This is a genomic window from Nocardia brasiliensis NBRC 14402, assembly GCF_000308475.2.
In the GTDB taxonomy this organism is placed as follows: Bacteria; Actinomycetota; Actinomycetes; order Mycobacteriales; family Mycobacteriaceae; genus Nocardia; species Nocardia brasiliensis.
In genome coordinates, this window is record NZ_BAFT02000038.1 from 227,129 (window position 1) to 253,564 (window position 26,436).

Here is a 26,436-nt window from a genome sequence, read left to right on the forward strand (position 1 = left end):
GACTTATAATCGAAAACGTGGCCCATAGTAGCACCATCCACGAAACGCTCACCGCGGTGTTCCAGGTTCGCCGCTTCCCCGCCAACATCGCCGCAGGTCCCGGCCCCGCAGAGGCCGGAAAGGAGATCATCGGGCGATGCCCGCCCGGACAGCGGACCGAATTGGCCGTGTTGCTCTGGGAGCGCGCGCTCGACCCACAGAAGGGCACCTGGTCGCTGCCCGGCGGGCGCCTGCGCGACGACGAGGACCTCGACACCTCGGCGGGCAGGCAGCTCGCCGAGAAGGTCGACGTGCGCGAGCTGGCCCACCTCGAGCAGCTTTCGGTGTTCAGCGCGCCCGACCGGGTGCCCGCGCCGCGCCGGATCGCGTCGGCCTATCTGGGACTGGTCCCGCTCACCGCCGACCCCCAGCTGCCCTCGGACACGGCTTGGCACCCCGTCTCCGCGCTGCCGCCGATGTCCTTCGATCACGGCACGGTCGTCGATCACGCGCGTACCCGGCTGGCCGCCAAACTCTCCTACACCAATATCGCGTTCGCCCTCGCCCCCGCCGATTTCACCATGTCCACCCTTCGCGAAATCTACTGCGCCGCACTAGGTTACGACGTCGATACGACTAACCTGCAACGAGTCCTCACCCGCCGCAAGGTGATCACCCCCACCGGGCAGACCAGAGCCCCGGGCCGGGCCGGCGGCCGCCCCGCCGCCGTCTACCGCTACACCGACTCCGGCATCCGCGTCACCGACGAGTTCGCCGCCCTGCGCCCTCGTACCTGACGACCGCATTGGGGGCTCGCGGTGGCCGGGCCGTGGTGATTCAGTGGGGACGTAGCCGGACGGAATCATCTCGGGGGCAACGATGAACGGTAAGACGACGGCGGTCATCTACGAGGCCGCAGAGGCCACGGATCGCGTGGTGACCCGGTGGACGGGCGGGGAGATCATGTTCCTCGCGGTGCCAGGCCCGGCAGCCGGGATCGAGTTGGCGGTGTCGCTGGCGAAGGACGGGGTCGGGCTGATCGAGCTGTGCGGCGGGTTCGGGCTGCCGGGGCATACCGCGGCGCTGGCCGCCGTCGGTGCTGACACACCGGTGTCCGCCGTGCTGTACGGGATCGAATCGCTCACCGCCGCCAACGAATTCAAGAAACGCTACGAGCGGGGTGCGACGCTGCGCGGCGCTTTCCTCTACCTGTCCCCCGAGGCCGATCCGGCGACCGATCGCGTCACGCGCCGCGACGGGATGCTGACCACCGTGTTCGCGGCCGCCCGCTCCGCAACCGAAGCGGCCGATATCGCCGCGGAACTGGCAGCGGAACCGGAGGGCCTGCACCTGATCGAACTGTACGGCGGCGTCGGGCCGGACTGGGCGGCGGCCGTGCTCGAGCGGGTCGGCGGGCAGGTCCCGGTGGGGCTGCCCGGTTACCCGCCGCCGCGGCGTCGAGCTATTCGCCGCCGCGGCGTTGATCGATGAGACATTATGGCGCGCTTATCGATCGGCGCGACCGCTTCCCCCGTCGAGCGGGCCTAGTCGGCTATTGCCTTGCGATGCTTGGTGACCCGCCGGTACCGCCGCTTGTTCGGCAGCGGCTGCGCGGCACTACTGCGCCGCAACGCATCTCGACGCCGCCAAGCCACCAGATCTGCTCGCTCGCCGCTCGGCGCGGAAGCCGGTTCCGCCGCCGCCCCACTCTTTCCATTCATCACCGGACCTCCTTTCCGCTCCGCGACCCTACGCGTGCCGCTGACACCCCTCCACCCATTTTCCACGCGCGACGCATCGTGCGGCCATCCGTCTCAGCGCGGTTGTTTCCACAGCAGCAGGATCGCCAAAAGTCCTGCCAGACAGGGCAGTATTTCGATCCAGCCGAGCAGCGGCGCCAGGCCGACGGCACCGGAAGTGTCCTCGGTGGGCAGCGCGGCCAGCGCGACGCTGGTGGTGACGGCCTACCGGCATCCCCATGTCGTGCCGCTCCTGGCCGCACGGCCACAGACCTCACCAGCCGCCCTCGTCGCCTTGGAGCGGCTGGTCACCGCCATGCGCGCGGCCGGACTGCCCGAACAGGTGGTCGCGGACGCACCGATGCTGCTCTTCGCCTTCCGCAACGGATACCTGCTCGCCGTGACCGGCGCCGGCAGGCCGGCGAGCTACCCGCGATCGACCGCACGCGCTACCCGACCATGGCTGCTCTCGCTTCCCGGATGGACGACTTCGGCTCCGCAGCGGAATTCGACCGGATGCTCGACGCCGCGCTCGGTGGCATCCGGGACCGCAGTGACCGAGCACTACCGGTTGACGAAGGCGACCACCTCGTCGAGCGACGGGACGTAGCCGGCGGCGGTGTCGACCTCGAGGTAGGGCACGTCCAGGGCGACCCGGTCGAACGGCCTGCCGATCGGCACCGCCGACCCGGGCGCCGAATGCGCGCGACGGAGCCGATTCTCGTTGCGGCGCTGCTGGATTCGCTCAGCGGCGACCTCGGGTACGGCCACGCAGTGCACGACGCGCACCTGCGCCAGACCCAGCAGCGGAGTCAAGCCCGGCCGCCACAGGCGGTCTTGGAAAGCCGCCTCCGCCACCGTCGTTACCCCCGCGCGCAGGAGCAGCTCCAGGGTCTCGAAGAACACCGACAACGTCCGCAGGTCGAGTGAATTATCCACCCCGGCAACGAATCCCGGGGTGGCGTGCACCATACCCTCTTTGATCTCGTCGCGGCACACGGCGGGGCAGCCGAGCCGCCGCGCCAGGCCGTGCGCGAGGGTGGTCTTGCCGACGCCCGGCGGTCCACTGACCACCACCAGTGTGGGCAGGCTCATGCGCGCGGTCAGGCCGTCTTCATCTGCGGTTCGGGCGGCGGCGCGGCGGTACGGGTGAAGAGGCGCGAGACGGCCCAGCAGAACAACTCCACGAACCAGAACAGCACCAGGAACAGCTGGACGACGATGACCGGAACCGCCAGGAACAGCACGGACGGGACGGCGATCAGCACCCAGATCGCGACGGCGCCGAGGCTCGCGCCGCGCAGGCCGCTGGCCAAACGCACTGCCGCCCACATCATCCAGCGGCGCGGTACCGTCACGTTCAGCTCGCGCAGGCAGCGGCGGAACAGACCGTCCGCGTCGGCGACGCTCACCGTCCCGGTACTGCGCAGGAAGTCGTGCAGGATGGCAGCGCGGGTGTAGGCGCCGTAGCGCGGCACCAGCCACACCAGCGCCCGCGGCACCGACGCGAAGTCGGTGCGGAACCCGGCCGGAATCACGAATTCCTGGGAATCACCTTGATATACGAGCGGTTCGACCACCCGCCAGAACTTCGCGTCGAGCTCCTCGACGACCAGCCCGCTACCGACGAACGCCACAACCCGTTCCTCTCCGAACGCACAGCGTGTCCCCCAATTCTAGGAGCCTGCGGTACAGCTGAGCTGTCGGCCGGGCAACGGTTCGGACAACGCCGTCAGTGGCTGGGCCGGGTCTGCGGCGGCGATCCGGAGCCGGTCTCCCCGGCGGGCTCGTAACCACCGTAGGGCACGGCCGGTCCACCCGCCGGGTACGACGCGTCGCCCGCGGGATAGGCCGGGGCGCCGAGCGACCCGAACGGCGCTATCGCACGGACGGGATCGGTACCGGTGCCCAGATCTTCCGACGGGCTCAGCGCCGCACAGAACAGCACGATGAGCGAGGCGACCAACGGCTGCACGATCAGCGCCAGCCAGCTGCCCATTTCGCTGGGCAGCTCGACGATCTGCCCGATCGGCGGATCATGCGGCCGCGGATGCGCCCATGCGGCGACCTGCTCGCCGAGCTTCGCCATCACGACGGCCCCGATGAGCGAGCCGACCAGCAGCCCGATCTGCAGCAGCGGTCCGCGCAGCGCACGCCGGCGCCACGCCGCGATCGCGGTGAGCAGACCGGTGACCGCGCCGAAGCAGACGAACATCGCGACCGCGTCGAATTGATGCGCGCTCTCTCCGGTCAGCACGGCGCCGCGGCCCTGCTCCACCACGAACAGCTGCTCGGTCGGCGCGACCACGCCCCACAGCACCCCGACGAGCGCACTGGTCAGCACCACGAGCAGCGCGAGCACGGCGGCGCCGCGCACCTCGTGCGGCGCGGCGGTCGGCGTCCCCGGCACTAGCGCAGTTCCAGACTGGCGGCGTCGATCACACCGTGCCGGGAGCAATTTGCCCACCAGCCGTCCGGACTCACCTGCACGATCATCCGGCGACCGCACTGCTCGCAGAACCGTGGCGGTTCCAGACCCAGTGCGGCGGCCGCGGGTACGGCGTCGTCGAGACCGGGCACGATCCGTTTGCCGGTGAACGGGTTGTAGCGCTCGTCCATGGGCATGACACTACTCATGGGCCGGGTCAGAGGGTTTCGTTGAGCGCCTTGATCGGCATCTTCAACTCGCCCAGCAGATCCAGATCGGCCTCGGCGGGCCGGCCGAGCGTGGTGAGGTAGTTGCCGACGATGACGGCGTTGATGCCGCCGAGGATGCCCTGCTTGGCGCCGAGGTCGCCGAGGGTGATCTCGCGACCGCCCGCGAAACGAAGGATGGTGCGCGGCAAGGCGAGCCGGAACGCGGCGACCGCGCGCAGCGCGTCCGCGGCGGGCAGTACCTCGAGATCACCGAACGGGGTGCCGGGGCGCGGGTTGAGGAAGTTCAGCGGGACCTCGTCCGGTTCCAGCTCGGCCAGGTTAGCCGCGAATTCCGCACGCTGCTCCAGGGTTTCGCCCATGCCGAGGATGCCGCCGCAGCACACCTCCATGCCCGCCGCGCGCACCATGCGCAGGGTGTCCCAGCGCTCCTCCCAGGTGTGCGTGGTGACCACGTTCGGGAAGTAGGAGCGCGAGGTCTCCAGGTTGTGGTTGTAGCGGTGCACGCCCATCGCGGCGAGCTGGTCGACCTGTTCCTGGGTGAGCATGCCCAGCGAGCAGGCGACCTGGATGTCGACCTCGTTGCGGATCGCTTCGACGCCCGCGGCGACCTGCGCCATCAGGCGCGCGTCCGGGCCGCGCACCGCGGCCACGATGCAGAATTCGGTGGCGCCGGTCTTGGCGGTCTGCTTGGCGGCTTCGACCAGGCTCGGGATGTCGAGCCAGGCGGCCCGCACCGGCGACTGGAACAGGCCGGACTGGGAGCAGAAATGGCAGTCCTCGGGGCAGCCGCCGGTCTTGAGACTGATGATGCCCTCGACCTCGACCTCCGGGCCGCACCACTTCATCCGCACGTCGTGGGCCAGGGCGAGCAGCTCCTCGAGCTGATCGTCGCCGAGGCGCAGCACCTCGAGGGTCTGCTCTTGGGTGAGCCCGACACCGCGCTCGAGCACCTGCGCCCGGGCGACGGACAGGATCGCGGCGGCAGCCGGCGGGGTGGGCGAATAGGTATCAACGGGGGCCTGGGTCACTGCACGAATCCCTTCGTCCGGCCGAGGTGGCCGTGCAACTTGAACGGCGTTCAGGTTAGGGTAGCGCGGGCAGTGAGTCAAAACACTGCGGCACCCGAGGCGTGACTCGGACGCGGCGGCACAACCGAGCGTCCCGAGGCGGTAGCGTGCGTGCACAGACAGGTACTGCCAGGGATAGACGGAGGAAATCGGGTGCAGCTGCACAGAGCGGACGTGGTCGACGGCGCCATCGCGATTCTCGACCAGTACGGCCTCGCCGATCTGACCATGCGCAGGCTGGCCGGCTCGCTCCAGGTGCAGCCGGGCGCGCTGTACTGGCACTTCCCGAACAAGCAGGCGCTGCTCGGCGCGGTCGCGGACAAGATCCTCGCGCCGATGGACGATCCGATCGTCGCGACCGAATGGTCCGGCCAGGTCATCGAATTGGCGCACCGGCTGCGCGACTGCCTGCTCGCCTACCGGGACGGCGCCGAATTGGTCTCGGCCACTTACGCTTCCCGGCTCACCACGAGCAAAGGCCGCGAACGCATGGTGAGCGCCGCCATCCGGGCGGGCATGCCCCGCTCCGAGGCCGAGCTCAGCTCCTTCACGCTGCTGTACTACGTGCTCGGCCAGACCGTCGACGAACAGTCCAGGATGCAGATGGATTCCGCGGGCGCACTACCCGAGGACGACACCCCGTTCGACGAGATCCCGGACCCCACGGCGCGTTTCGACTTCGGCCTGCAACTGTTCGTCGCGGGCGTACGGCACCTGCTCGGCACCCGCGTGCGCTGATTCCGCAACGCGGCGGTGGTGCGGCCATAGCGGCCGAGCACAAGACAATCCGGCCCGAACACCGTTTGTCTCAGGCTGGTTCGAACTGCCTCAGCGCGGTGCGGCCGAACTGATCGTCGTGCGGACCTGCTGCTGATAGCGCTGGATGAAGGGGACGATCTGCTGCTCGATCACCGTGTTGTATTCCACCGGACGCTGCATCGGGTTGGCGTGCCCGGTGTTTCGGGCCTGCACCACCGAGAGGGTGCCGTCGACCCCACCGGCCTGCTCGATCAGCACCCGGTGCGAGTACTCCACATCGACCACCCGGTCCCGGCTCGCGTCCCGGGGCCGGATGAAAACGACAGCGGGACGGGCTTTTCCGTCCACGGGCGCGGCCAGGGCACGCAGATCGCTCGTTGCGCCGCCCGCGACGATCGCGGTGAACTGCGACTCGATCAAACCGTTGCTGGCCGCGTTGCGGGAGAAGATCTTCTCCCGCAACACCTCGTCGAGCACGTCACGCAACTGGGCGAAGCGGATGCCCGGCGGCGTACCGCCCCCGCCGTGCGAGACGAAACGATCCCGCCGCGCATAGGTTTCCACGGCCAGGCGCAACAACCTGCTCTCCCGCGCGCCGGGCAGCCAGCGCATCCAGCGCACCATGTCCTCGCCGCGACCGCGGCTCTCCGGGCGGACCGCGTTCAGGTCCACCGGCGTGCAGTCCAGGATCACCCCCACCAGCCGGCGATCGCTGTCGAGATGGATGTGCTTGGCCACCTCCAGTGCGATCACCCCGCCCATGCTGTGCCCGACCAGGACGACGTTCTTCAACCCGGACAGCTCGGCGGCGCGCACGATCAGTTCGGCGATGACCTTGGTGTCGATACCTTCGTTGTCGTAGCGGATCGCCCACACCATGCCCATCCGGCGCAGCGAGGGCAGGGCCGCGGCGGTCGCGCTGGCGTCCACGTTGCCCAGACCGACCATGTCCACCACCACGGTGTCCCAGTCGCGCGGGTCGGCCGGTGCCGCGACGGGCAGGATCGCAGGGTCGGTGCGCGCCAGGCGCGCCGCTTCCGGCTGCACATCGAAGGTCAGATATTGCGCATAGCAGATGAGTACGGCGACGAGCAGTACGAGCACCCGCACCATGGCCGACTTGGTCCGCCGCAACGACTTCCACTCGTGCCACAGGTTCGTTTCCCGTAGCCGGGCTCTGCGTCGCGCGTCGTCCCAGTCCGCGACAGTGGACGGGTGCCGATCTTCGAACGGCGACATCTTCCCCACTGTAGGTAACAGAACCGAGCCGTCGCCATGTCCCACGCGGCCCCGCGCGAGTGTTAACCCGACCGACCGGTAGAGTTCTCCCGTCCTACCTGGCAGGTGCGGGAAACCGGTGAGAATCCGGTACGGTCGCGCCACTGTGATCGCCACCACGGCGAGAGTCAGACCTCCCCTGCCGAGCAACTCTGGAGAGGCCGCGACTTGCCTGTGGAGCAACGCCGATGATCCGTGCCCGCACGGCGATCGCGCTACCCGTACTCGGGGCGCTACTCGGCTGCGCCATGCTCGTCGCCACCGGTTTCGGGGCGGAGAACCTGCCGGTCTCCGCGGTAGTCGAGGTGCTGCGGCACCGGCTCACCGGGCAACCGCCCACCGATTTCGGGCTGGACACCATCGTGTGGCAGCTGCGCGTGCCGCGCACCCTGCTCGCCGCGATCGTCGGGGCCGGGCTCGCGCTGGCCGGGACCGCGATGCAGACGCTGGTGCGCAATCCGCTCGCCGACCCGTACCTGCTCGGCGTGTCCTCGGGAGCCGGCGTCGGCGCGGCCGCGGTCATCACCTCGGGGCTGTTCGCCGGGGCGGGCGTGTGGGCGCTCTCCGGCGGCGCGCTGGTCGGTGCGTTCGTCGCGGCGGCGCTGGTGTTCCTGATCGCGGTGGCCCAGGGCGGGCTCACGCCGCTGCGACTGGTGCTCACCGGCACCGTCCTCGGCTCCGCCTTCGCCGCGCTGAGCAGCTACCTGATCTTCCGGCGGCCCGATCCGGCCGCCGCCCAATCCGTGCTGTTCTGGTTGCTCGGCAGTCTCGCCGGAGCCGACTGGACGCGAATCGCGTTGCCGCTCAGTGTGGTCGCCCTGGCGAGCGTCGTGCTGCTGGCCACCGGCGGCTGGCTGGACGCGCTGACCGTCGGCGCCGATACCGCCGCCTCGCTGGGTGTTCCGGTGAAGGAACTCCGTATCGGATTGTTCGTATTGCTCGCGGTGCTCGTCGGCGTACTCGTCGCGGTCTCCGGCGGCATCGGCTTCGTCGGCCTGGTCGTGCCGCACGCCACCCGCCTGCTGGTCGGCCCGCGCCACCGCAGCCTGCTACCCGCGTGTGCGCTCTGCGGTGCCCTGTTCCTCGTCGTCGCCGACGCCTTCACCCGCATCGTCGTGCGCCCCACCGAAATCCCCGTCGGCGTCCTCACCGGCCTCATCGGCGCCCCCGCCTTCCTCATCCTGATGGGCCGCCGCCGCTACCGCTTCGGTGAATCATGAACCGGCGCAACAGTCCCGCCGACGGGAATTCGCTTCGGCCCGCCAGTGCCGCCGAACTGCCGAGCACCGCGCACTCGGCCGCGCCTCGCCACGACGGTGCCGTACCGGCGCTGGGCGATCTGATCCGCCGCGAACGACAGCGGGATATGCACCGGCGCAACGGACTCATCGGTACGGGTTGGCCCCGGTGCCGCGGCGCCCACATCACGCGGGTCATGCGAGCGAACACGGCCGACGCGGAGCGCACGAGCCGAGCGGAGCTGTCGGTCCACTGCGCCGGCGCGGCAGATCTGCTGCGCTGCGGCAGCATCGGCGCGAACGGCCGCAGGACATGAACCGGCGTAGCAGAGCAGCGGAGGCAGCCGACTCGGTCCGTCGCGACGATATCGGCGCGGACACCGGCGGATTCGCGCAACGAGCCGACCGGGAACAAAGCGGCGTCCTGGTGGCCGAAGGCTTGGCTTGTGCGGCGGGGCGGCGGACGGTGGTGTCCGACGTGAGTTTCACGGTGCGGGCCGGAGAGACGATCGGGATCGTCGGGCCGAACGGGACCGGGAAGACGACCCTGCTGCAGGTGCTCGCGGGAGTACGTGAGCCCGTGCGTGGACGGGTACTCGTGGACGGCCTAGTACTGCACGGGTTGTCCGCACGGCGGCGGGCGCGGACCGTGGCGTCGGTGGCGCAGGACGAGCGACCGCCCGCCGATCTGCGCGCCGGTGAGGTCGTCGCGCTCGGCCGCACCCCGTATCTGCCGCCGTGGGGCGCCGGATCACCGCGCGAACAGCAGGTGATCGAACAGGCTTTGGCCACCGTCGATCTGGCCGGGTTCGCCGGCCGTCCGGTGCATCACCTCTCCGGCGGCGAACGCCAGCGGGTGCTGCTGGCGCGGGCACTGGTGCAGGACACCCCGGTGCTGCTGCTGGACGAACCCACCAACCACCTGGACATCACCCACCGGCTGGAACTGCTAGCGCTGGCCCGCACCTTGCACCGCACCGTCGTCATGGCGCTGCACGACCTCACCCTGGCCGACCGCTACTGCGACCGGATCCTGGTGTTGCACAACGGCACCGCACATCCGCTCGCACCACCGGCAACCGCGCTGGCCCCCGACATCGTCGAGGCCGTCTTCGCGGTGCAAGCCCTGCGGGTGCCGCACCCGACGACCGGCCACCCGCACCTGCTCATCACCCCGCGCCTGCCATGAGCGGGGTACGCGGCTCCGATCGGTGGTCGAACAGGGCGGAGACGGCCTATCCAGCCGGCCGGCAACGCATCAGGCCTGGTCGCGCGGGATCCGGCGGCTCGACTGTGCTTTCGAAATATCAACGAGAGGTGGATGGATGAGACACGGGTTGCGGGTGCTGATGGCGGTGGCCTTGGCCGCCGCGGTGGCCGGATGCAGTGCCGAGAAGTCGGCAGGCGGGGATCTGACCGTGCGGAATTGCGATGTGGACGTGCGCTTTCCGACGCCTGCCCAGCGGTTGTTCGTCAACGACGGCAACCTGATCTCGATGGTGCTGGCGCTGGGCGCGCAAGATCAGACGGTCGCGGTGTCGAGTGTGCAGCGCGATGCCGATACGCTGCGCAGGCACTACGGTCCGGTCGTCGATCAGCTGAAATCCGTTGCGCCGGAGTATCCGTCCAGGGAAACGGTGCTGGCGCAGGGCCCCGACGTGATGGTGGCCGGCTGGAGCTACGGGTACGACGAAGCGAAGAACCTCACCCCGGATTCGTTGCAGAAGGCCGGTATCGCGGCCTACACGCTCACCGAGAGCTGCCGCCAGCGCAACGGCGAGAAGCCGCGCGGCATCGTCGAGCCGTGGACGGCGCTGCGCACCGATCTCACCAACCTCGGTGCGATCACCGGACGCACCGAGCGCGCCGCCGAGGTCACCGCGGACCTGGACCAGCGCCTCGCCGCGTTGAATACCGCACCGCAGGCCGAGCGCAAACCGACCATCTTCCTGTTCGACAGCGCCACCGACTCACTCATGTCGAGCGGCAGTTTCGGTGCGCCCCAAGCGATCCTGGACGCCGCGGGCGGACGCAACGCACTCAGCGACGTGCCCGACACCTGGACACGGGTGTCCTGGGAACGGCTCGCCGCCGCCGACCCCGACGCCATCATGTTCGTCGACTATCCGCCGCAGACCTTCGCGCAGAAACTGGACGCGCTGCGCAGCAAGCCCGGGATCAATCAGCTCCGCGCCGTCACCGAGGGCCGCTTCCTCAATCTCCCCTACGCCATGTGGACCAGCGGGCCGCTCAACATCGACGCCGCCGAACAGATCCGCAAGCAACTCGAGCGCTGGAACCTGGTCCCCGTTTCCACCATCGAACCCCGCGCCGACGACGCCCTCCGCTGAGCACCTGCCCCCGCACCCCTGCTGAATCATCGCACCCGTTCTGGGTCTTCGCACCCGCTGTGGCACGGCACAGCGGGTGCGTGAGCGCAGAAGGGGTGCGCGAGTTCAGGCGAACGGCGACCAGGACGGGTCGAACCAGGACGGGGCCGCGCTGGTGAAGCTCACGCGCGGCCAGGAGCCTGCGCCCGCGGGGATCGAGCCGACCAGGTCCACGCCGGTGAGGCGCGGCAGGTCGACCCGGTTGCACTGCATGGCGAGGTCGGGTTCGGCGGGCCAGGAACCGATCACGACGCCCGCGCAACGCACGCCCGCGGCTTGCATTGCGCGAGTGGTCAATTCGGTGTGGTTGAGGGTGCCGAGCCCGGCCGCGGACACCACCAGCACCGGAGCGGCGAGCTTTTCGGCCAGGTCGAGCAGGGTGAAATCACCGAGCCGCACGAGCAGCCCGCCCGCACCCTCCACCAGTACCAGGTCCGCGTCACCGAGTTCGGCTATGCCCGCGACGGTTTCGGCCAGCGTCAGCTCCGGCAGTCCGGCTCGCCGGGCCGCGGTATCCGGCGCCAGCGGATCGGGATATCGCGCGAATTCGGCGGTCCGCGTGACACCGCTGAGCCGCTCGATGGCCGCCAGATCACCGGGTTCGCCCGTTGCCACCCCGGTTTGCCCCGGCTTACACACCGCCACCGACCTCCCTTGCGCCAGCGCCACCGCCGCAACCGCCGCCGTCACCACCGTCTTGCCCACATCAGTAGACGTCCCGGTGATCAACAGAACACCCACACCCACACCTCACTCTCGAATAGACGATCCTGCTCACCCCACGCCCTCCCCGACTCCCCGCACCCCCTCCGTGTTCGCGCACCCGCTCCCGCATGCCAAAGCGGGTGCGACAACACAGAAGGGGTGCGGAAAATGCGCCACACCCTGCCTCCGGTACCCGGGCGAGTTCGCCCGCAACCCGTTCCACCCCACGCTTGCTCATGCCCCGCCTGCTGTTCGCCCCGAGGACTCGCCGCCGCTCGCGCACTCCTTCTGTTCTCCCGCACTCGCTTTCGTGGGGCAGAGGGGGTGCAGGAAGACGGAAGGGGTGCGGGAATTGTGTGCCTGCGCACGCCTGGGGGCTTCGGGCACTGCCCGGGTTCAGGTGTGCACCATTTCTGGGGCGCGGGCGTCGGCCAATACTGCGCCGAGAATTGTTGCGATGGTGGTGATCTCGGCGGGGGTGAGGTTGGCGCGGGCGGTGAGGCGGAGGCGGGAGGTGCCTTCCGGGACCGAGGGTGGGCGGAAGCAGCCGACGTCGAGGCCGCGGGCCCGGCAGCGCTGGGCCGCGTCGAAGGCGACCTGGGCCTTGCCGAGTACCACTGAGACGACCGCTGATTCGGGGGTGGGCACCCCCGCGATGCGGGCGATGTCGGCGGCGCGGTCGAGCACACGGGCAGCCAGGTCCGGTTCGCGGCGCAGTACGCGGAGCGCGGCGTGCGCCGCGCCGACGGCGGCGGGAGCCAGTCCGGTGTCGAAGATGAAGGTGCGGGCCGCGTCGACGAGGTGGGCGCGGACCCGTTCCGCGGCGAGGACGACTCCGCCTTGCGCGGCAAGGGCTTTCGACAGCGTCGCGGTGATCACCAGATCCGGCTGACCGGCCAGCCCCAGCTCGTGCACCAGACCGCGTCCACCGGCGCCGCGCACCCCGAGCCCGTGCGCCTCGTCCACGACCAGCACCGCACCACGCGCCCGGGTGACCCGGTGCAACTCGACCAGCGGCGCGAGGTCACCGTCGGCGCTGAACACCGAGTCGGTGAGCACCAGCGCCCGCTCCTCGGTGCGCTCGGCCAGCAGCCGGTCGACGGCGTCGACATCGCGGTGTTCGGCGACCGCCACCCGCGCCCGCGACAGCCGGCACGCGTCCACCAGTGACGCGTGACTGCCCGCGTCCGAAACCACAAGGGCCCCACGCCCGGCCAGCGCGGTGACCACACCGAGGTTGGCGGCGTAACCGGAGGCGAACACGAGTCCCGCTTCGGCGCCGACGAATTCGGCCAAGTCGGCTTCCAGTTCCGCGTGCGCGGCGGTGGTACCGGTGACGAGCCGGGAGCCGGTGGCCCCGGCGCCCCAGCGTCGCACCGCGTCGATCGCCCCCTCGATCACCTCGGGATGGCGCACCAACCCCAGATAGTCGTTCGAGGCGAGGTCGATCGACGGCGTCTGCGCCGCCCGCGGCCGCAACTCACGGCGCAACCCCGCGGCCACCCGTGCCGCAGCACGCTCGTCCAACCAGCTCAACGGATCGATAGTCACAGCTCCGCAGCATACTTGAACACCGTTCAAGTCGCACCCTTCAGCTCCCCTGCGCCTCGACCGCCGCCCGCATCCCCGCGGTGATCGTCGCGACCTCTTCGGTCGTGCTGATGAACGGCGGCATCGTGTAGATCAGGTTGCGGAAGGGCCGCAGCCAGACGCCGGCCGCGACCGCGGCATCGGTCGCGGTGCGCATGTCCACGGGACGGTCCAGTTCGATCACGCCGATCGCACCGAGCACGCGCACGTCCACGACGCCGGGGAGTTCCCGTATCGGGGCGAGGCCGGTTTCGAGCTCGGCCGCGATCCGCGCCACTTCCCCGCGCCAATCCCGCGCGCGCAGCAGTTCGATCGAGGCGACCGCGACGGCGCACGCCAGCGGGTTGCCCATGAAGGTGGGTCCGTGCATCAGTCCGCCGTGCCCGGCGCTGATCGTCTCGGCGATCTGCGATGTGCACAGCGCGGCGGCCAGCGTGAGGTACCCACCGGTCAGCGATTTGCCCACGCACAGCACGTCCGGGCTCACGCCGACCTGGTCGGCCGCGAAAAGTGTTCCGGTACGGCCGAATCCGGTCGCGATCTCGTCGAAGACGAGCAGCACCCCGTGTTCGTCGCACAGCCTGCGCAGCTCGGTCAGATACCGCGGATGATGCCAGCGCATACCGCCCGCGCCCTGCACGATCGGTTCCACGATGACCGCGGCGAGTTCGTCGGCGTGCTCGCTGATCATCCGCGCCAGCTCCGCTACATAGCCGGGTTCGTAGTCACGCGGCGGCAGCGGCGCGAAAAGCTGGTCGACCAGCACGTCGGTCCACAGCGCATGCATGCCGCCCGCCGGGTCGCAGACGCTCATCGGCGTGAAGGTGTCCCCGTGGTACCCGCCCCGCCAGGTCAGCAGCCGCCGTTTCGCGGGCAGGTCCCGACTGCGCCAATATTGCAGGCACATCTTGACCGCGACCTCGACCGACACCGAGCCGGAATCGCAGAGGAACACCTTGTCCAGGCCGGCGGGGGTGATCTCGACGAGCAGTTCGGCCAGGCGCGCGGCCGGTTCGTGGGTGAGCCCGCCGAACATGACGTGGCTCATCCGCTGCGACTGGGCGACGAGCGCGGCATCGAGCACGGGGTGCCGGTAGCCGTGGATGACGGCCCACCACGAACTCATCCCGTCGACCAGTATCCGGCCGTCGGCCAGGGTCAGCCGGGCGCCGGCCGCTTCGGCCACCACCAGCGGTTCGGTGGTGGCCGGAAATCCGCCGTAGGGGTGCCAGACATGTTTGGCGTCGATAGCGGTGATCTCGTCAGGTGTCAGTGCCACAGGAATCCTCGCGGTCGCGACTGCCCGGCCTCGCGCACGGGCTTGAACGGCGTTCAAGTTACCACCCGAGCTGCGCCGGAACATCCGACGACGGCATTTTCCGGCGCCACCAGCCTGTGCGGCGTATTCTTTGACTCAGTCAACGATCTATTTGACGTCACCGAGGAACGGAGCCGTCGTGACCACCGTCGCCGCCACCGATATCGCCGCAGTCCGGGAGTTCAACCGCCGCTACACCCGAGTCATCGGCGTGCTTCGGGAAGGGTTGCTGGACAGCGAGTATTCGCTGACCGAGGTGCGAATCCTGTTCGAGCTCGCCAACTCCGGGATCACCGAGGTGGTAACCCTGCGGCAGACACTGGATCTCGACGCCGGATACCTCAGCCGCATCCTGACCCGCTTCGAACGCGAGGGCCTGGTGCTGCGCAACCGTTCCGACAGCGACGGCCGCCGCCAGGAGGTGCGGCTGACCGCGAAGGGCAAGGAGATCTTCGCCGTGCTCGATCAACGCTCCAGCGACGAGATCGGCTACCTGCTCAACGCCAAACCGCCCGCCACCCGCGCCCGGCTGGTCACCGCGATGCGGACCATCCAGCAGATCCTCGATCATCCGGCCAATGCCGCCGCCGCGCCCCCGTTCGCCCTCCGCCCGCCCGCGCCGGGCGATTTCGGCTGGGTCATCGAGCGGCACGCCCGGCTCTACACCGACGAATACGGCTGGGACGGCACGTATGAGGAGCTGATCGTCCGCATCGTCGCCGACTACCTGCACTCGCACGACGAGCAGCGCGAGCGCGCCTGGATCGCCGAATCCGGTGGCGCGCCGGTCGGCAGCATCTTCTGTGTCGCCGAGAACGAAACCACCGCGCGGTTGCGCCTGCTGCTCGTCGAGCCCACCGCCCGCGGCCTCGGCGTCGGTTCGGCGCTGGTCGAGGAATGCTTGCGCTTCGCGACCGCGGCCGGGTACCGCGAGATCGTGCTGTGGACCAACGACGTGCTCACCGCGGCCCGGCACATCTATCAGCGCGCGGGTTTCGAACTCGCCGAGGAGAGCCCGCATCACAGCTGGGGCGCCGACCTGATCGGCCAAACCTGGCGCCGGTCACTCGGTCCCGCACGCTGAGCCGCCCCCGCACGAATCATCCGGCAGGATCGGCGAATTCGACGTCCAGCGCATCCCGCACCGCAGCCAGCGCCCGGCGCAACTCGGCCGACCGGCGAGCGCCGAGCCCGTCGGCGAGCGCGAGTTCGATCCGCCGGATCTGCTGTGCCGCAACGCCGAGCGCCGTCTCGCCGGCCGCGGTGAGCACCACGAGCCGGGCCCGCCGATCGGCCGGATCGACCCGCCGCTCGACCAGCCCGCAGCGCTCGAGGTGAATCACCAACTCCCCCATCGACTGCTGCGTCATCCCGGCCGCCTCGGCCAGGGTCGTGATCCGGGATCCCGCCGGGTCGAGGTGCCGGAACACCACATAGTGCGCAGGCCGGAGCCGGTCGTCGAGGCGCGCACGCAACTCCCGATTGAGTGCGCGTTCGTAAGCGGCAGTGGCTTGACTCAGCAGTTTCAGCAGGGTGGCATTCGCATCGGCAGTTGACACATTACGAAGGTTACCTTTATATCTTGAAGTATGCGAGACAGTACGACCCTCACCTTCCGCAACGGGCACCGCGTCACGTTCGTCGCGGAGGGAACCGACGAACAGGGCCCCTACCTGCGGTTGCGTCACACATTGCCGCACGCCGGGCGCCAGGCCGGCCCGCACTGGCACCCCGTTCTGGCCGAGCAGTGGACCATCCGGCAAGGCCGCAACCGGTACCGCATCGACGGGGTCGAGGTGATCGCGAATCCCGGCGACACGGTGACAGCGCCGGCGGGCACGGTGCACGAGTTCTGGAGCGAGACCGCCGACACCGTGTTCGACCACGAGATCCGGCCACCCCTGCGGCACTGGGAGATGTTCCAGCTCTGGCACAACCTGGACATCGCGGGCAAAACAACCCGGGGCCGGGTGCCGCGTGACCCGCTCGCGCTGGCATTGCTGTGGGATTACCAAGACGGCTACCTGGCCGGCCTCCCCGCGTGGGCGCAACGCGCGGTGCTGGGCGGACTGGCTCGGCTTGCCGTTCGATTCGGCTACCGGCGGCGCTGGTTGCCCACCCCCGCCGACGCCCGCTGAGCGCCAGGTCCCAACCACCCGCAGCACCCGAATCACCGCTGCCGCTAGTGTCGTTCCTATGGCTCAGCCCGACGCAGCGTCCGGTGACGCGACACCACTCGGTGTGTGGCCCGGCACCGCCTACCCACTCGGCGCGACCTATGACGGCGCGGGCACCAACTTCTCGGTGTTCTCGGAGGTTGCCGACGCCGTCGAGTTGAGCCTGATCGCCCGCGACGGCACCGAGTCCCGCGTACCGCTCGACGAGGTCGACGGCTACGTGTGGCACGCCTACCTGCCTGCTGTCGGACCGGGTCAGCGCTACGGATTCCGCGTGCACGGCCCCTACGACCCGGAGAACGGCCTGCGCTGCGATCCGAGCAAACTGCTGCTCGACCCGTACGGCAAGGCGTTCGACGGCGCGTTCGACGACCACCCGTCGCTGTACACGCACGGGCTGGATTCGCTCGGCCACACCATGGCGGGCGTGGTGATCAACCCGTACTTCGACTGGGGCACCGATCGCGCGCCGAACCGGCCGTACCACGAGACGGTGATCTACGAGGCACACGTCAAGGGCATGACCGCGACGCACCCCGACGTCCCGGAAGAGTTGCGCGGCACCTACTCCGGCATCGCGCACCCGGCGATCATCGAGCACCTGAAAGGCTTGGGCGTCACCGCGATCGAGCTGATGCCGGTGCACCAGTTCCTGCAGGACCGGGTGCTGCTGCACCAGGGCCTGCGAAACTACTGGGGTTACAACAGTTTCGGCTACCTCGCCCCGCACAACGAGTACGCCGCGATCAAACGCGCCGACTCGGCGGTGACCGAGTTCAAGGCGATGGTGCGCGCGCTGCACGCCGAGGGCATCGAGGTGATCCTCGACGTGGTCTACAACCACACCGCCGAGGGCAACCACCTCGGCCCGACCATCGGCTTCCGCGGCATCGACAACGCCGCGTACTACCGGCTCGTCGACGACGACCCCTCGCTCTACATGGATTACACCGGCACCGGCAACAGCCTGAACGTGCGCCACCCGCACACCTTGCAGCTGATCATGGACTCGCTGCGCTACTGGATCCTGGACATGCACGTCGACGGCTTCCGCTTCGACCTGGCCGCCACCCTGGCGCGCGAACTGCACGATGTCGACCGGCTGTCCACGTTCTTCGATCTGGTGCAACAGGATCCGGTGGTGAGCCAGGTGAAGCTGATCGCCGAACCGTGGGACGTCGGCGAGGGCGGATACCAGGTCGGCAATTTTCCCGGGCTGTGGACCGAATGGAACGGCAAATACCGCGACACGGTGCGCGACTACTGGCGCGGCGAACCGGCCACGTTGGGCGAGTTCGCTTCCCGGCTCACCGGCTCCTCCGACCTGTACGAGGCCACCGGCCGCAGGCCCAGCGCGAGCATCAACTTCGTCACCGCGCACGACGGTTTCACGCTGCGAGACCTGGTGTCCTACAACGAGAAACACAACGAGGCGAACGGCGAGGACAACCGCGACGGCGAGAGCTGGAACCGATCCTGGAACTGCGGTGTCGAAGGCCCCACCGACGACCCGGACATTCTCGCGTTGCGCGCCAGGCAGAGCCGCAATCTGCTGGCCACGCTGGTGCTCAGCCAGGGCGTGCCGATGCTCGCGCACGGTGACGAGATGGGCCGCACCCAGCACGGCAACAACAACGTGTACTGCCAGGACTCCCCGCTCGCCTGGATGGATTGGTCACTGCTGCAGCAGAATTCGGACCTGCTCGAATTCACCCGCAACGTGATCGCGTTGCGCACCGAGCACCCCATTTTCCGGCGCCGCCGCTTCCTCGACGGCAGGCCGGTGCGTTCGCGCGATCACGCGCGCGACGTCGCCTGGTTCACCCCGGAGGGCTCGGAGATGACCACCGCGGACTGGGACAGCGGGTTCGGCAAATCGCTGACCGTGTTCCTCAACGGCATGGGCATCCACGAGCCGGATCCGCGCGGCGAACGCATCACCGACGACTCGTTCCTGCTGTGCTTCAACGCCCACGACGAAGCGATGGATTTCACCTTGCCGGACTCCGGCTACGGCATGTCCTGGACGGTCGCGCTGGACTGCGCGACGCCGACCGGTATCGCCGACGCGCACTACCCGGCGGCGGCCACGGTCGCCGTCGAATCCCGCTGTCTGCTCGTGCTGCGGCACGCGGGATGACCCCACCGCCCATGACCCCCTCGGATGCGACAGAGACCCACGTGACCGACCCACTTTCGCTGCGCCGGACCCAGGCCCGCCCGACCACGATCCGCAGCACCTACCGGCTGCAACTGCGCCCTGACGCACTGACTTTCGCCGACGCCCGCGCGATCGCGGAATACCTACAGCAGCTGGGCATCTCGCACCTGTACCTGTCGCCGATCCTCACCGCGACGAAGGGTTCGACGCACGGCTACGACGTCACCGACCCGACCACGGTCTCCGCCGCGCTCGGCGGCCCCGCCGGGCTGAAGGCACTCTCGGACGAAGTACGCAGTCGCGGTATGGGTTTGCTCGTCGACCTGGTGCCCAACCATGTCGGGGTGGCCGACCCGCGGCAGAACCCGTGGTGGTGGGATGTGCTGCGCAACGGCCGCGAGTCGCCCTTCGCGCACTACTTCGACATCGATTGGAGCGCGGGCAACGGCGCGGGCGGGCGCCTCGCCCTGCCCGTGCTGCAGAGCGAGAACGACCCTGCCGCACTAACTGTCGACCGTTCGGGTGCCGAACCCATGCTGGCACTGCATGATCTGCGGTTCCCGATCGCGCCCGGCACCGACGGCGACAACGCCCTGCGCATCCACGACAAGCAGCACTACCGCCTGGTGAGCTGGAAAGCCGGAGTGTGCACCTACCGCCGGTACTTCACCGTGGGCGGGCTCGCCGCCATCCGGCAGGAGGACCCGGAGGTCTTCGAGATCACCCATCGCGAGCTCGCGGCGTGGTGCGCGCACGACATCATCGACGGCGTGCGGATCGATCACCCGGACGGATTGGCCGACCCCGGTGCGTATCTCATCCGCCTGCGCCAGATCATCGGGCCGAACCGGCTGCTGCTCGTGGAGAAGGTGCTGTCCAATCGGGAGCCGCTGGACGCGACTCTGCCGATCGACGGCACCACCGGTTACGACGCGCTCGCCGACGTGGGCGGGGTGCTGATCGATCCGGAGGGCGAACCCGCGCTCACCGAATTGTCCTGCCGCTTCGCCGGACATGGCAGCGACCGCGCCTGGATCTCCGAGACCGAGCACCGGATCAAGCGGGCCGTCGCCGAAACCGTGCTCACCGCCGATGTCCGGCGGTTGGTCGCGGCCATCAAACGCGACGCGCGCGCCGAGTCGGTGGACACCATGGCGCTGACCAACGCCACCATCGAGGTGCTGGCGTTCATGCCGGTCTATCGCACCGATTACGCACCGCTGGCCGGGATGACCGCGGCCGTGATCACCGAGGTGGAACGGCGCAACAGCGAGCTGACCAACCCGCTCGCGGTGCTGACGGCGGCGCTGGCCATGGGCGGCGAGGCGGTGACCCGCTTCCATCAGGTCGGCGGCGCGATCCTGGCCAAGGCGGTCGAGGACACCATGTTCTACCAGGCGGCCCGGCTGGTGTCGCTGCAGGAGATGGGCGGTAACCCGGCCCGCTTCGGGCGCTCGCTGATCGAGTTCCATCTCGCCAATATCGAACGCGCGCAACGCTGGCCCGCCACCATGACCACGCTGTCCACCCATGACACCAAGCGCGGCGAGGACGTGCGGGCGCGGATCGGCGTGCTCTCGCAGGCCGCGAAGGACTGGGCGCGCAGCGTCACCGCGTGGCAGGAGACCGCGCCCGGTCCCGATGGCGCCACCACATTGTTCCTGCTGCAGAACATGTTCGGTGTGTGGCCGCCGGACGGCAGGCCGGCGGCGGCGATTCCCGGCTTCCGGGAGCGTCTGCACCAGTTCGCGGAGAAGGCGATTCGCGAGGCGGGCACCAAGACCTCTTGGGAGGAACCGGACGCTGCCTTCGAGGACGAGGTGCACACCTGGGTGGACACGGTGATCGACGGGCCGGTGGGCACCGAACTCGGCGATCTCGTGCATCGGCTCGCACCGCACGCGTGGTCGGACGCGCTGGCGCAGAAGCTGTTGCAGCTGTGCGGCCCCGGCATCCCCGATCTGTATCAGGGCTGCGAACTGTGGGAGGACTCGCTGGTCGACCCGGACAACCGGCGACCGGTCGATTTCGCCCTGCGCGCGGGCATGCTGCAATCGCTCACCGGCACACCGGAACTCGATGTCACCGGCGCGGTCAAGATGTGGATCGTGGCCTACGCGCTGTGGCTGCGACGGGAACGGCCCGACTGTTTCGTCGGCGGCACCTACGCTCCGCTCTTCGGCACCGGCGGCGAGGCCCAGCGGTTGATCGCCTACACCCGCGGCCGGCCCGCCGAAGCGCCCGAGATCATCGTCGCGGCCACCCGGCACAGCGTCGGTCTCGCCGAAACCGGCTGGGGCGACACCGCTCTCGAACTACCGGAGGGCACCTGGATCGATCGCCTGACCGGCCATACCTTCCAGGGCCGCATCCGCATCGAGCGCCTGTTCGCCCGCCTCCCGGTGGCCTTGCTCGTCCGTTAGACGGCGGTCAAGGCCGGGTCCGGCTCGACGGTTTCGTCGAGCAGGTGCACCGAAACCGGGGTGACCTTCTCCAGCAGTTCTTCGGGGAACATGCCGCCGAAGCGGGCGCGCCAGCGGCGCAGGTTGGGCGGCAGGTAGTCGTCGGCCTCGTTGACCAGTGAGGCCAGCCGGATGCCCTGCTCGTGGCCGTTGGCGAGGCGACGCCAGGAATCGAGGTAGAAGCGCGGGCTGCGCGGATGCCGAAGGGTGCGCAGCACATTCAGCACGCGGTAGCCGACGCCGAGCGAGGGATGCAACTTCATGTGGTTTCCACCCGAGGCCAGGCAGCCTTTGGACAGTGCCGCCAGCCGATCGTGATCGAAAGCGAGCCCGACGGATTCGGCCTCGCGCACCATCCAGCGCAGCGTGACATCGGACAGCCCGCACTCCTTGTGGCCGCCCCCGACATCACTGTGCGCGCCCTCGAACCACACCTGCTTCACCCGCTGGAAACCCCTGCGGTATTTGATATTCGGCTCGACCGGCACCTCCCAGAGGCACGGCTCGAAGTTACGCCGGCGCTCGTCGATGGCCAGCGCCTGCCGCGCGCAGTGCACGCTCGGCGCGAGTTTGACGTTGTGGAACCGGTACCGCAGCGAGGTGAGCCCGGGCACCCCGAGCGCGCCCACGGTGTCGAAGACGCCGAGGAAGTTCACCTTGGGCTGTTCGACATGGCAATTGTCCTTGCGGAATTTCGTCCACGCCGCCGGAATGCTGCCGTCCTTGGGCGGTACCTGCTGGTGGATCTCGAGCGCCTTCGGGTATTTGCCGCTGATCATCGCCTCGGGCGTGAGGATGCCGATCCGATCGATCAATCCGGACAGACTACGCGCGGTGAACGCGCCGCGGCTGAAACCGAAGATGTAGATCTCATCGCCCGGCTCCCAGTTCAGCGCCAGGTGCCAGTACGCGGACGACAGGTTCGCTTCGAGACCGAGGCCGAACGCGCCCCCCATCAGCCGGTCGGCGAGGAAGCCCCGGGCACCGGGCCCGGACACATAGGTGACCCACTGCTGGATCTTCTCCCCCGTCGGGCCGGGCGCGTCGAACCGGATCGTCTGCGCGATCTTGATGATGTTCGATACCGTGCTGCTCGATTCGGCTTTCCAGGTGCCGTCACAACATACGACCAGGCGTTTCATGGACTCATCCTCCCGCTGGGATCCATTGGAAACCTGCGTACTCGACTACTCGAATCATCGAGTGACACTGCGGGGATGTTAATGAAAGACGCGTGTTTCCAACGCCGTCCGGCGGAACTGCCCGGTCAGAGCCAGGTGGGATCGCCGAAGACGGCCCCGGAATCATCGACCTCGGGCGATTTGGAATCCACGTAGGCGTACTGGCGCAGGGTGACCGGCCCGGTGCAGGAGTTCACCTTGATGTGGAAATCCCGGACGCTGAGCTGGATCAGCTTGCCGGGGATCATCTCCTTCTCCGCGATCGCGATCTCGCCGACCTCCCCCGGGCTGATGTTCAGCGTGGCGACCGGATTCGGATTGAACGCGGGGTTCTGAGCGATGATCACGTCGGGCGTCGCGCCGAGCGTGCCCGCGCCGATCGTCACCGCGCAGCCCACGTGATACCCCATCCGGAGCTTGCCCGCGGTCGCGCCGTCGAGCTTGCCGTAGGCGATGGTGCTGACGAGCGCCTCACGGGTGGTGCCCATGAAATTCAGCGGCGGAATCCGGTGGATCTTCTCTTCCCTGCTGCCCACGGTGAACTTCATCGCGGAATCACCGGGCGCGACGTAGGTCTTCTCGTGCGGCGGCATGCTCAGCACCTCGGCGCCCGCCGATGGCGCGAAGGTCGCCACGGACGCACAGGCCATGACCGTTCCGGCCACCGCCCGGACAGCACTTTTCACGTTCGACGCCATAGTCCCGCACTTTAGTAGCCGTTCGCTATTTCCCATGCGTATGACACGACCGAACCGCACGCGAATTCCCGAGGTCAGATGATGCCTGATCGAGCGTCCAGCAGACGGATACGGTGGGCACATGCTCCGGGGACGCCAGGCCGAACAAGCGCGGATCGATCGGTTGCTCGCGGCGGCCCGCGACGGTCGCAGCGGCGCGCTGGTGATCCGCGGCGAGCCCGGCATCGGCAAGACCGCGCTACTGGACTACGCCGCCGCCCAGGGAGTCCCGACCGTGCGCAGCGCGGGCATCGAATCCGAGGCCGAATTGCCTTTCGCCGGACTGCATCTGCTGGTTCGCCCGGGTATGGCGCTGGTGGACACGCTGCCCGGCCGGCAGCGCGACGCGCTGCGCGGCGCGTTCGGCCTGGCCGCCCAGAATCCGGCCGACCGCATGCTCATCGGCTTGGCGGTGCTGTCACTGCTGGCTGAGGAGGCCGTCGACACCCCGCTGCTCTGCCTGATCGACGACGCGCACTGGCTCGATCAGGCGACCGCCGAGACGCTGTTGTTCGCGGCCCGCCGACTCGATGCCGAGGGCGTCGTGATGATCTTCGCCGCGCGCACCGGAGACGCCGAATTCCACGCGCCGGGGCTACCCGAACTACGGGTCTCCGGCCTCGCGCAGGATGCGGCGGCGGCACTGGTGGACGGTCTCGGCACCGCGCTGAACCCGGCGGTGCGCTACCGCCTGCTCGCCGAGGCGGCGGGCAATCCGCTTGCGCTGCTGGAACTTCCGGAGGTGCTGGCGGCCGAGGCGCCCGGCGCGGGGTTCAATCCGTTGCCGCTGACGCAGCGCCTGCAGGTCGCTTTCCACGGCCGGGTGAACAGGCTCCCGCTGCCGACCAGGACCCTGCTGCTCGTCGCCGCCGCGGCGGGCAGCGCCGAACTCGAACCGGTCTTGGCGGCCGCCGGGGTGCTGGGCGCGCAGCTGGCCGACCTGCAACCCGCCGAGGACGCGGGGCTGCTGCACAGCGACGGACGGACCTTCGCCTTCCGGCATCCGCTGCTGCGCTCGGCGGTGTACCAGGGCGCGCCGCTGACCCAACGGCTGGCCGCGCATCGCGCCCTCGCCGAGGTGTCGACCGCACCCGAACACGCCGACCTGCGCGCCTGGCACCTGGCCTCGGCCGCGACCGGACCCGACGAGGCCACCGCCGCGGCGCTGGAGGACACCGCCGACCGCGCCCGGGGCCGCTCCGGCTATTCCGGTGCGGTCGCCGCGTACGAACGAGCCGCCGGGTTGAGCGTGGATACCGCCGCCCGACTCCGGCGCCTCGTCCTCGCCGCCGAAACCGCGGGCGAGGCCGGACAATTGGAGCGCGCTCGGACACTGGCCGAGCGAGCGGCGGGCCAGACCGCCGACCCCGGCTACACCGCCCGGCTGCGCCTGGTGCTGGCCACCGCGGAGTTCGGCGCGGGCAAACCGCGCACCGCACACGAACTGCTGCTGGACGCCGCGGACCTGGTCCGGGCAAGCGAGCCGGTCCGGGCCGCGCGCATCCTCGGTCAAGCGATCCACACCGCCTGGTACCTCGGGACCGCGGAACTCGCGCAGGTCGCCGACACGTTGACCGCGCTCGCACTGCCGCCGGCCGAGCCGCTGACGCCGATCATCGAGTACGCGGTCGCGGGCATCCACGGCCGGTTCACCGTCGACCTGCGCACGGCCGCGGCGACAGCCCGCGCGCGAGGCGCCGACTCCCCGCGCGATCTGGTCCAGATGTGCGGCATCGGCCTGGTGGTCGGCCAGGACGAGCAGGTCACCGAACTGGCGCAGCTGCTCATCGCCGAATGCCGGGATCAGGGCCGCATCGCCGGGCTGCCCACCCTGCTGTTCTTCCGGTCCGAAGCCGAGCTGTTCCTCGGCAGGCCGCAGGAGGCCCGGGTCGCGGCGACCGAAGGGCTGCGGATCGCCGAAGACATCGGGCAGGGTCAGTGGATCAGCCAGTTGGCGAGCTTCCTCGCCTGCCTCGCCGCGCTCGAGGGTCGCGCACAGGACTGCCGGGACCTGGTCCAGCGGGCCCGGTCGGAGGAATTCGGCGGGTCCGCGGCGGCGGGCACACAGTGGACGTACTGGGCGCTCGGACTGCTCGAACTCGGACTCGGCCAGGTCGACAGCGCGTTGTCCAGGCTGGAACCGCTGACCCGCGAGCCCGGACGGCACCAGGTCATCGGGCTGCGCGCCATCCCGGATCTGATCGAATCGGCCGTGCGCCTCGGCACACCGGAACGGGCCGGTGACGCCCTCGCCCGCCTGGAGACCTGGACCGCACGCGCACAACAGGATTGGATCGGGGCCCTCGCCCACCGCTGCCGGGCGCTGGTCGACGACGCGCACGCCGAGCAGCACTATCGCGCCGCGCTCGAACTGGGCGGGCGCCCGTTCGAACAGGCCAGAACCCAACTGCTGTACGGGGAATGGCTGCGCCGCCAACGCCGCAAAGCCGACGCGCGTCTCCAGTTGCAACCCGCGCTGGAGACATTCGAGCGGCTGGCCGCCGTCCCGTGGGCGGAGCGGACGCGGACCGAACTCGGTGCGCTCGGCGTCGGCACCGCCGCGAAGCCCGCGGGAGGTGTGCTCGGGCGGCTTACTCCGCAGGAACTACAGATCGTGCGGCTGGCCGCGCAGGGCATGTCGAATCGGGATATCGCGGCGCAATTGTTTCTCAGCCCGCGCACGGTCGGGCATCACCTCTACAAGGCGTATCCGAAATTGGGTGTGCTGTCGCGCGGCGAACTCGCGCGGTTACCGCTCGACGCGGCGTAGCTCCGCGGCGCTCGCCCGCCGGGTCACGACCTGTCCGGCGATCCAGCGGGCCGCACCGACCGCGGCCGCGACCAGCACGGCCACCTGCGGCGAGCCGGTGATCAGGGCCAGGATCAAGCAGGTCACCAGCCCGAGGGCGAGGGCCTCGAGCTTGTAGACAGGCCATGCGCTGCCCGCGATGTCAACCGTCGCGGAGCGGGCCGATGGGTGAACAACTGCCATCCAGT

General features: G+C 69.4%; 27 protein-coding genes. 13 read left to right on the forward strand and 14 right to left on the reverse strand.

The genetic code is table 11. The features are described from left to right. The first annotated feature begins 17 nt into the window (after positions 1–17). Positions 18–776, forward strand: coding sequence for an NUDIX hydrolase (locus TY25_RS12560; protein WP_042256082.1), 759 nt, complete (start codon positions 18–20; stop codon positions 774–776). An 82-nt stretch (positions 777–858) separates the two neighbouring features. Beyond that, positions 859–1,470 carry a DUF6506 family protein gene (locus tag TY25_RS40470; protein WP_052382942.1) on the forward strand — a complete coding sequence of 204 codons (612 nt, stop codon included), beginning with the start codon at positions 859–861 and terminating at the stop codon, positions 1,468–1,470. Positions 1,471–1,523: 53 nt separating this feature from the next. Here TY25_RS40470 and TY25_RS43390 read toward each other — a convergent pair whose 3' ends face one another. Beyond that, complete coding sequence (locus tag TY25_RS43390) at positions 1,524–1,700, reverse strand: hypothetical protein (protein WP_169744338.1); 177 nt, start codon at positions 1,698–1,700, stop codon at positions 1,524–1,526. A gap of 205 nt (positions 1,701–1,905) precedes the next feature. Between TY25_RS43390 and TY25_RS12570 the strand changes: the two genes are divergently transcribed. After that, positions 1,906–2,328 (forward strand): TetR/AcrR family transcriptional regulator C-terminal domain-containing protein, encoded by a 423-nt coding sequence (locus TY25_RS12570; protein ID WP_146154028.1) that lies wholly within the window; start codon positions 1,906–1,908, stop codon positions 2,326–2,328. On the opposite strand, the gene TY25_RS12575 is transcribed toward TY25_RS12570, so the two are convergent. From TY25_RS12575 to bioB, 5 genes are all read right to left on the reverse strand, one after another. Further along, complete coding sequence (locus TY25_RS12575) at positions 2,283–2,813, reverse strand: P-loop nucleotide/nucleoside kinase family protein (RefSeq protein ID WP_042256083.1); 531 nt, start codon at positions 2,811–2,813, stop codon at positions 2,283–2,285. The genes TY25_RS12570 and TY25_RS12575 overlap by 46 nt on opposite strands. An 8-nt stretch (positions 2,814–2,821) precedes the next feature. After that, positions 2,822–3,355: a DUF1353 domain-containing protein gene (locus tag TY25_RS12580; RefSeq protein ID WP_042256084.1), complete on the reverse strand. Its 534-nt coding sequence runs from the start codon at positions 3,353–3,355 to the stop codon at positions 2,822–2,824. Positions 3,356–3,450: 95 nt separating this feature from the next. Continuing rightward, positions 3,451–4,128, reverse strand: a complete 678-nt coding sequence (locus tag TY25_RS12585; protein WP_042256085.1) for a DUF2567 domain-containing protein — start codon at positions 4,126–4,128, stop codon at positions 3,451–3,453. Beyond that, the gene (gene bsaP / locus TY25_RS12590; protein WP_088607237.1) at positions 4,128–4,337 is read right to left on the reverse strand and encodes a biotin synthase auxiliary protein BsaP; all 210 of its coding nucleotides are present in this window, start codon (positions 4,335–4,337) and stop codon (positions 4,128–4,130) included. Before bsaP ends, TY25_RS12585 begins: the two co-directional genes overlap by 1 nt. A gap of 26 nt (positions 4,338–4,363) precedes the next feature. Then, the gene (gene bioB, locus TY25_RS12595) at positions 4,364–5,404 is read right to left on the reverse strand and encodes a biotin synthase BioB (RefSeq protein ID WP_081868835.1); all 1,041 of its coding nucleotides are present in this window, start codon (positions 5,402–5,404) and stop codon (positions 4,364–4,366) included. A gap of 192 nt (positions 5,405–5,596) precedes the next feature. On the opposite strand from bioB, the gene TY25_RS12600 reads away from it, so the two are divergent. Then, positions 5,597–6,181, forward strand: coding sequence for a TetR/AcrR family transcriptional regulator C-terminal domain-containing protein (locus TY25_RS12600; RefSeq protein WP_042256087.1), 585 nt, complete (start codon positions 5,597–5,599; stop codon positions 6,179–6,181). A gap of 90 nt (positions 6,182–6,271) precedes the next feature. Here the strand turns inward: TY25_RS12600 and TY25_RS12605 are convergent, their stop codons facing one another. After that, the gene (locus tag TY25_RS12605; RefSeq protein WP_042256088.1) at positions 6,272–7,441 is read right to left on the reverse strand and encodes an alpha/beta fold hydrolase; all 1,170 of its coding nucleotides are present in this window, start codon (positions 7,439–7,441) and stop codon (positions 6,272–6,274) included. Between the two features lie 227 nt (positions 7,442–7,668). On the opposite strand from TY25_RS12605, the gene TY25_RS12610 reads away from it, so the two are divergent. From TY25_RS12610 to TY25_RS12625, 4 genes are all read left to right on the forward strand, one after another. Next, positions 7,669–8,700 (forward strand): FecCD family ABC transporter permease, encoded by a 1,032-nt coding sequence (locus TY25_RS12610; protein ID WP_042256089.1) that lies wholly within the window; start codon positions 7,669–7,671, stop codon positions 8,698–8,700. After that, positions 8,697–9,035 (forward strand): hypothetical protein, encoded by a 339-nt coding sequence (locus tag TY25_RS12615; protein WP_042256090.1) that lies wholly within the window; start codon positions 8,697–8,699, stop codon positions 9,033–9,035. The genes TY25_RS12610 and TY25_RS12615 overlap by 4 nt, the downstream gene beginning before the upstream one ends. Beyond that, positions 9,032–9,907, forward strand: coding sequence for an ABC transporter ATP-binding protein (locus tag TY25_RS12620; protein ID WP_201773661.1), 876 nt, complete (start codon positions 9,032–9,034; stop codon positions 9,905–9,907). Before TY25_RS12615 ends, TY25_RS12620 begins: the two co-directional genes overlap by 4 nt. Before the next feature lie 136 nt (positions 9,908–10,043). Further along, positions 10,044–11,069 carry an ABC transporter substrate-binding protein gene (locus TY25_RS12625; RefSeq protein WP_042256091.1) on the forward strand — a complete coding sequence of 342 codons (1,026 nt, stop codon included), beginning with the start codon at positions 10,044–10,046 and terminating at the stop codon, positions 11,067–11,069. A gap of 105 nt (positions 11,070–11,174) precedes the next feature. Here the strand turns inward: TY25_RS12625 and bioD are convergent, their stop codons facing one another. The 3 genes from bioD to TY25_RS12640 all read right to left on the reverse strand — a co-directional run bounded on the left by bioD (position 11,175) and on the right by TY25_RS12640 (position 14,682). Then, positions 11,175–11,849 (reverse strand): dethiobiotin synthase, encoded by a 675-nt coding sequence (gene bioD, locus TY25_RS12630; protein ID WP_042256092.1) that lies wholly within the window; start codon positions 11,847–11,849, stop codon positions 11,175–11,177. Positions 11,850–12,209: 360 nt separating this feature from the next. Further along, positions 12,210–13,364 (reverse strand): 8-amino-7-oxononanoate synthase, encoded by a 1,155-nt coding sequence (locus TY25_RS12635; RefSeq protein ID WP_042256093.1) that lies wholly within the window; start codon positions 13,362–13,364, stop codon positions 12,210–12,212. Between the two features lie 40 nt (positions 13,365–13,404). Next, positions 13,405–14,682 (reverse strand): adenosylmethionine--8-amino-7-oxononanoate transaminase, encoded by a 1,278-nt coding sequence (locus tag TY25_RS12640; protein ID WP_042256094.1) that lies wholly within the window; start codon positions 14,680–14,682, stop codon positions 13,405–13,407. A gap of 178 nt (positions 14,683–14,860) precedes the next feature. On the opposite strand from TY25_RS12640, the gene TY25_RS12645 reads away from it, so the two are divergent. Further along, complete coding sequence (locus tag TY25_RS12645; RefSeq protein ID WP_042256095.1) at positions 14,861–15,805, forward strand: bifunctional helix-turn-helix transcriptional regulator/GNAT family N-acetyltransferase; 945 nt, start codon at positions 14,861–14,863, stop codon at positions 15,803–15,805. Positions 15,806–15,821: 16 nt separating this feature from the next. Here the strand turns inward: TY25_RS12645 and TY25_RS12650 are convergent, their stop codons facing one another. After that, on the reverse strand, positions 15,822–16,280 hold the full coding sequence (locus tag TY25_RS12650) for a MarR family winged helix-turn-helix transcriptional regulator (RefSeq protein ID WP_042256096.1): 459 nt from the start codon (positions 16,278–16,280) through the stop codon (positions 15,822–15,824). 30 nt (positions 16,281–16,310) lie between these two features. Here TY25_RS12650 and TY25_RS12655 point away from each other — a divergent pair, with 30 nt between their 5' ends. From TY25_RS12655 to treY, 3 genes are read left to right on the forward strand one after another with little or no spacing between them, the layout of a single operon-like run. Next, entirely contained in the window at positions 16,311–16,859 is a 549-nt protein-coding gene (locus TY25_RS12655) for a cupin domain-containing protein (RefSeq protein ID WP_042256097.1), read from the forward strand. A 58-nt stretch (positions 16,860–16,917) separates the two neighbouring features. Further along, on the forward strand, positions 16,918–19,038 hold the full coding sequence (gene glgX, locus TY25_RS12660; RefSeq protein WP_042256098.1) for a glycogen debranching protein GlgX: 2,121 nt from the start codon (positions 16,918–16,920) through the stop codon (positions 19,036–19,038). 11 nt (positions 19,039–19,049) lie between these two features. Further along, positions 19,050–21,482 carry a malto-oligosyltrehalose synthase gene (gene treY, locus TY25_RS12665; protein WP_226887433.1) on the forward strand — a complete coding sequence of 811 codons (2,433 nt, stop codon included), beginning with the start codon at positions 19,050–19,052 and terminating at the stop codon, positions 21,480–21,482. Here treY and TY25_RS12670 read toward each other — a convergent pair. Next, a complete protein-coding gene (locus TY25_RS12670) occupies positions 21,479–22,663 on the reverse strand; it encodes a T6SS phospholipase effector Tle1-like catalytic domain-containing protein (RefSeq protein ID WP_042256099.1) in 1,185 nt (394 codons plus the stop codon). The two genes, treY and TY25_RS12670, sit on opposite strands and share 4 nt — an antisense overlap. Positions 22,664–22,788: 125 nt before the next feature. Continuing rightward, positions 22,789–23,400, reverse strand: coding sequence for an MspA family porin (locus TY25_RS12675; RefSeq protein ID WP_226887434.1), 612 nt, complete (start codon positions 23,398–23,400; stop codon positions 22,789–22,791). A gap of 121 nt (positions 23,401–23,521) precedes the next feature. Between TY25_RS12675 and TY25_RS12680 the strand changes: the two genes are divergently transcribed. Continuing rightward, positions 23,522–26,209, forward strand: coding sequence for a helix-turn-helix transcriptional regulator (locus TY25_RS12680; protein WP_042256100.1), 2,688 nt, complete (start codon positions 23,522–23,524; stop codon positions 26,207–26,209). Here the strand turns inward: TY25_RS12680 and TY25_RS12685 are convergent. Next, positions 26,189–26,431 carry a hypothetical protein gene (locus tag TY25_RS12685; RefSeq protein ID WP_042256101.1) on the reverse strand — a complete coding sequence of 81 codons (243 nt, stop codon included), beginning with the start codon at positions 26,429–26,431 and terminating at the stop codon, positions 26,189–26,191. The two genes, TY25_RS12680 and TY25_RS12685, sit on opposite strands and share 21 nt — an antisense overlap. Between the last annotated feature and the right edge of the window lie 5 nt (positions 26,432–26,436).

Excerpts from the sequence above, each read along its gene's own strand:
- TY25_RS40470 (WP_052382942.1), top strand. The coding sequence starts at position 859 with ATGAACGGTAAGACGACGGCGGTCATCTACGAGGCCGCAGAGGCCACG.
- TY25_RS43390 (WP_169744338.1), bottom strand. The coding sequence starts at position 1,700 with ATGAATGGAAAGAGTGGGGCGGCGGCGGAACCGGCTTCCGCGCCGAGC.
- TY25_RS12575 (WP_042256083.1), bottom strand. The coding sequence starts at position 2,813 with ATGAGCCTGCCCACACTGGTGGTGGTCAGTGGACCGCCGGGCGTCGGC.
- bsaP (WP_088607237.1), bottom strand. The coding sequence starts at position 4,337 with ATGGACGAGCGCTACAACCCGTTCACCGGCAAACGGATCGTGCCCGGT.
- TY25_RS12605 (WP_042256088.1), bottom strand. The coding sequence starts at position 7,441 with ATGTCGCCGTTCGAAGATCGGCACCCGTCCACTGTCGCGGACTGGGAC.
- TY25_RS12610 (WP_042256089.1), top strand. The coding sequence starts at position 7,669 with ATGATCCGTGCCCGCACGGCGATCGCGCTACCCGTACTCGGGGCGCTA.
- TY25_RS12615 (WP_042256090.1), top strand. The coding sequence starts at position 8,697 with ATGAACCGGCGCAACAGTCCCGCCGACGGGAATTCGCTTCGGCCCGCC.
- TY25_RS12620 (WP_201773661.1), top strand. The coding sequence starts at position 9,032 with ATGAACCGGCGTAGCAGAGCAGCGGAGGCAGCCGACTCGGTCCGTCGC.
- TY25_RS12625 (WP_042256091.1), top strand. The coding sequence starts at position 10,044 with ATGAGACACGGGTTGCGGGTGCTGATGGCGGTGGCCTTGGCCGCCGCG.
- TY25_RS12655 (WP_042256097.1), top strand. The coding sequence starts at position 16,311 with ATGCGAGACAGTACGACCCTCACCTTCCGCAACGGGCACCGCGTCACG.
- glgX (WP_042256098.1), top strand. The coding sequence starts at position 16,918 with ATGGCTCAGCCCGACGCAGCGTCCGGTGACGCGACACCACTCGGTGTG.
- treY (WP_226887433.1), top strand. The coding sequence starts at position 19,050 with ATGACCCCCTCGGATGCGACAGAGACCCACGTGACCGACCCACTTTCG.
- TY25_RS12670 (WP_042256099.1), bottom strand. The coding sequence starts at position 22,663 with ATGAAACGCCTGGTCGTATGTTGTGACGGCACCTGGAAAGCCGAATCG.
- TY25_RS12675 (WP_226887434.1), bottom strand. The coding sequence starts at position 23,400 with ATGGCGTCGAACGTGAAAAGTGCTGTCCGGGCGGTGGCCGGAACGGTC.
- TY25_RS12680 (WP_042256100.1), top strand. The coding sequence starts at position 23,522 with ATGCTCCGGGGACGCCAGGCCGAACAAGCGCGGATCGATCGGTTGCTC.
- TY25_RS12685 (WP_042256101.1), bottom strand. The coding sequence starts at position 26,431 with ATGGCAGTTGTTCACCCATCGGCCCGCTCCGCGACGGTTGACATCGCG.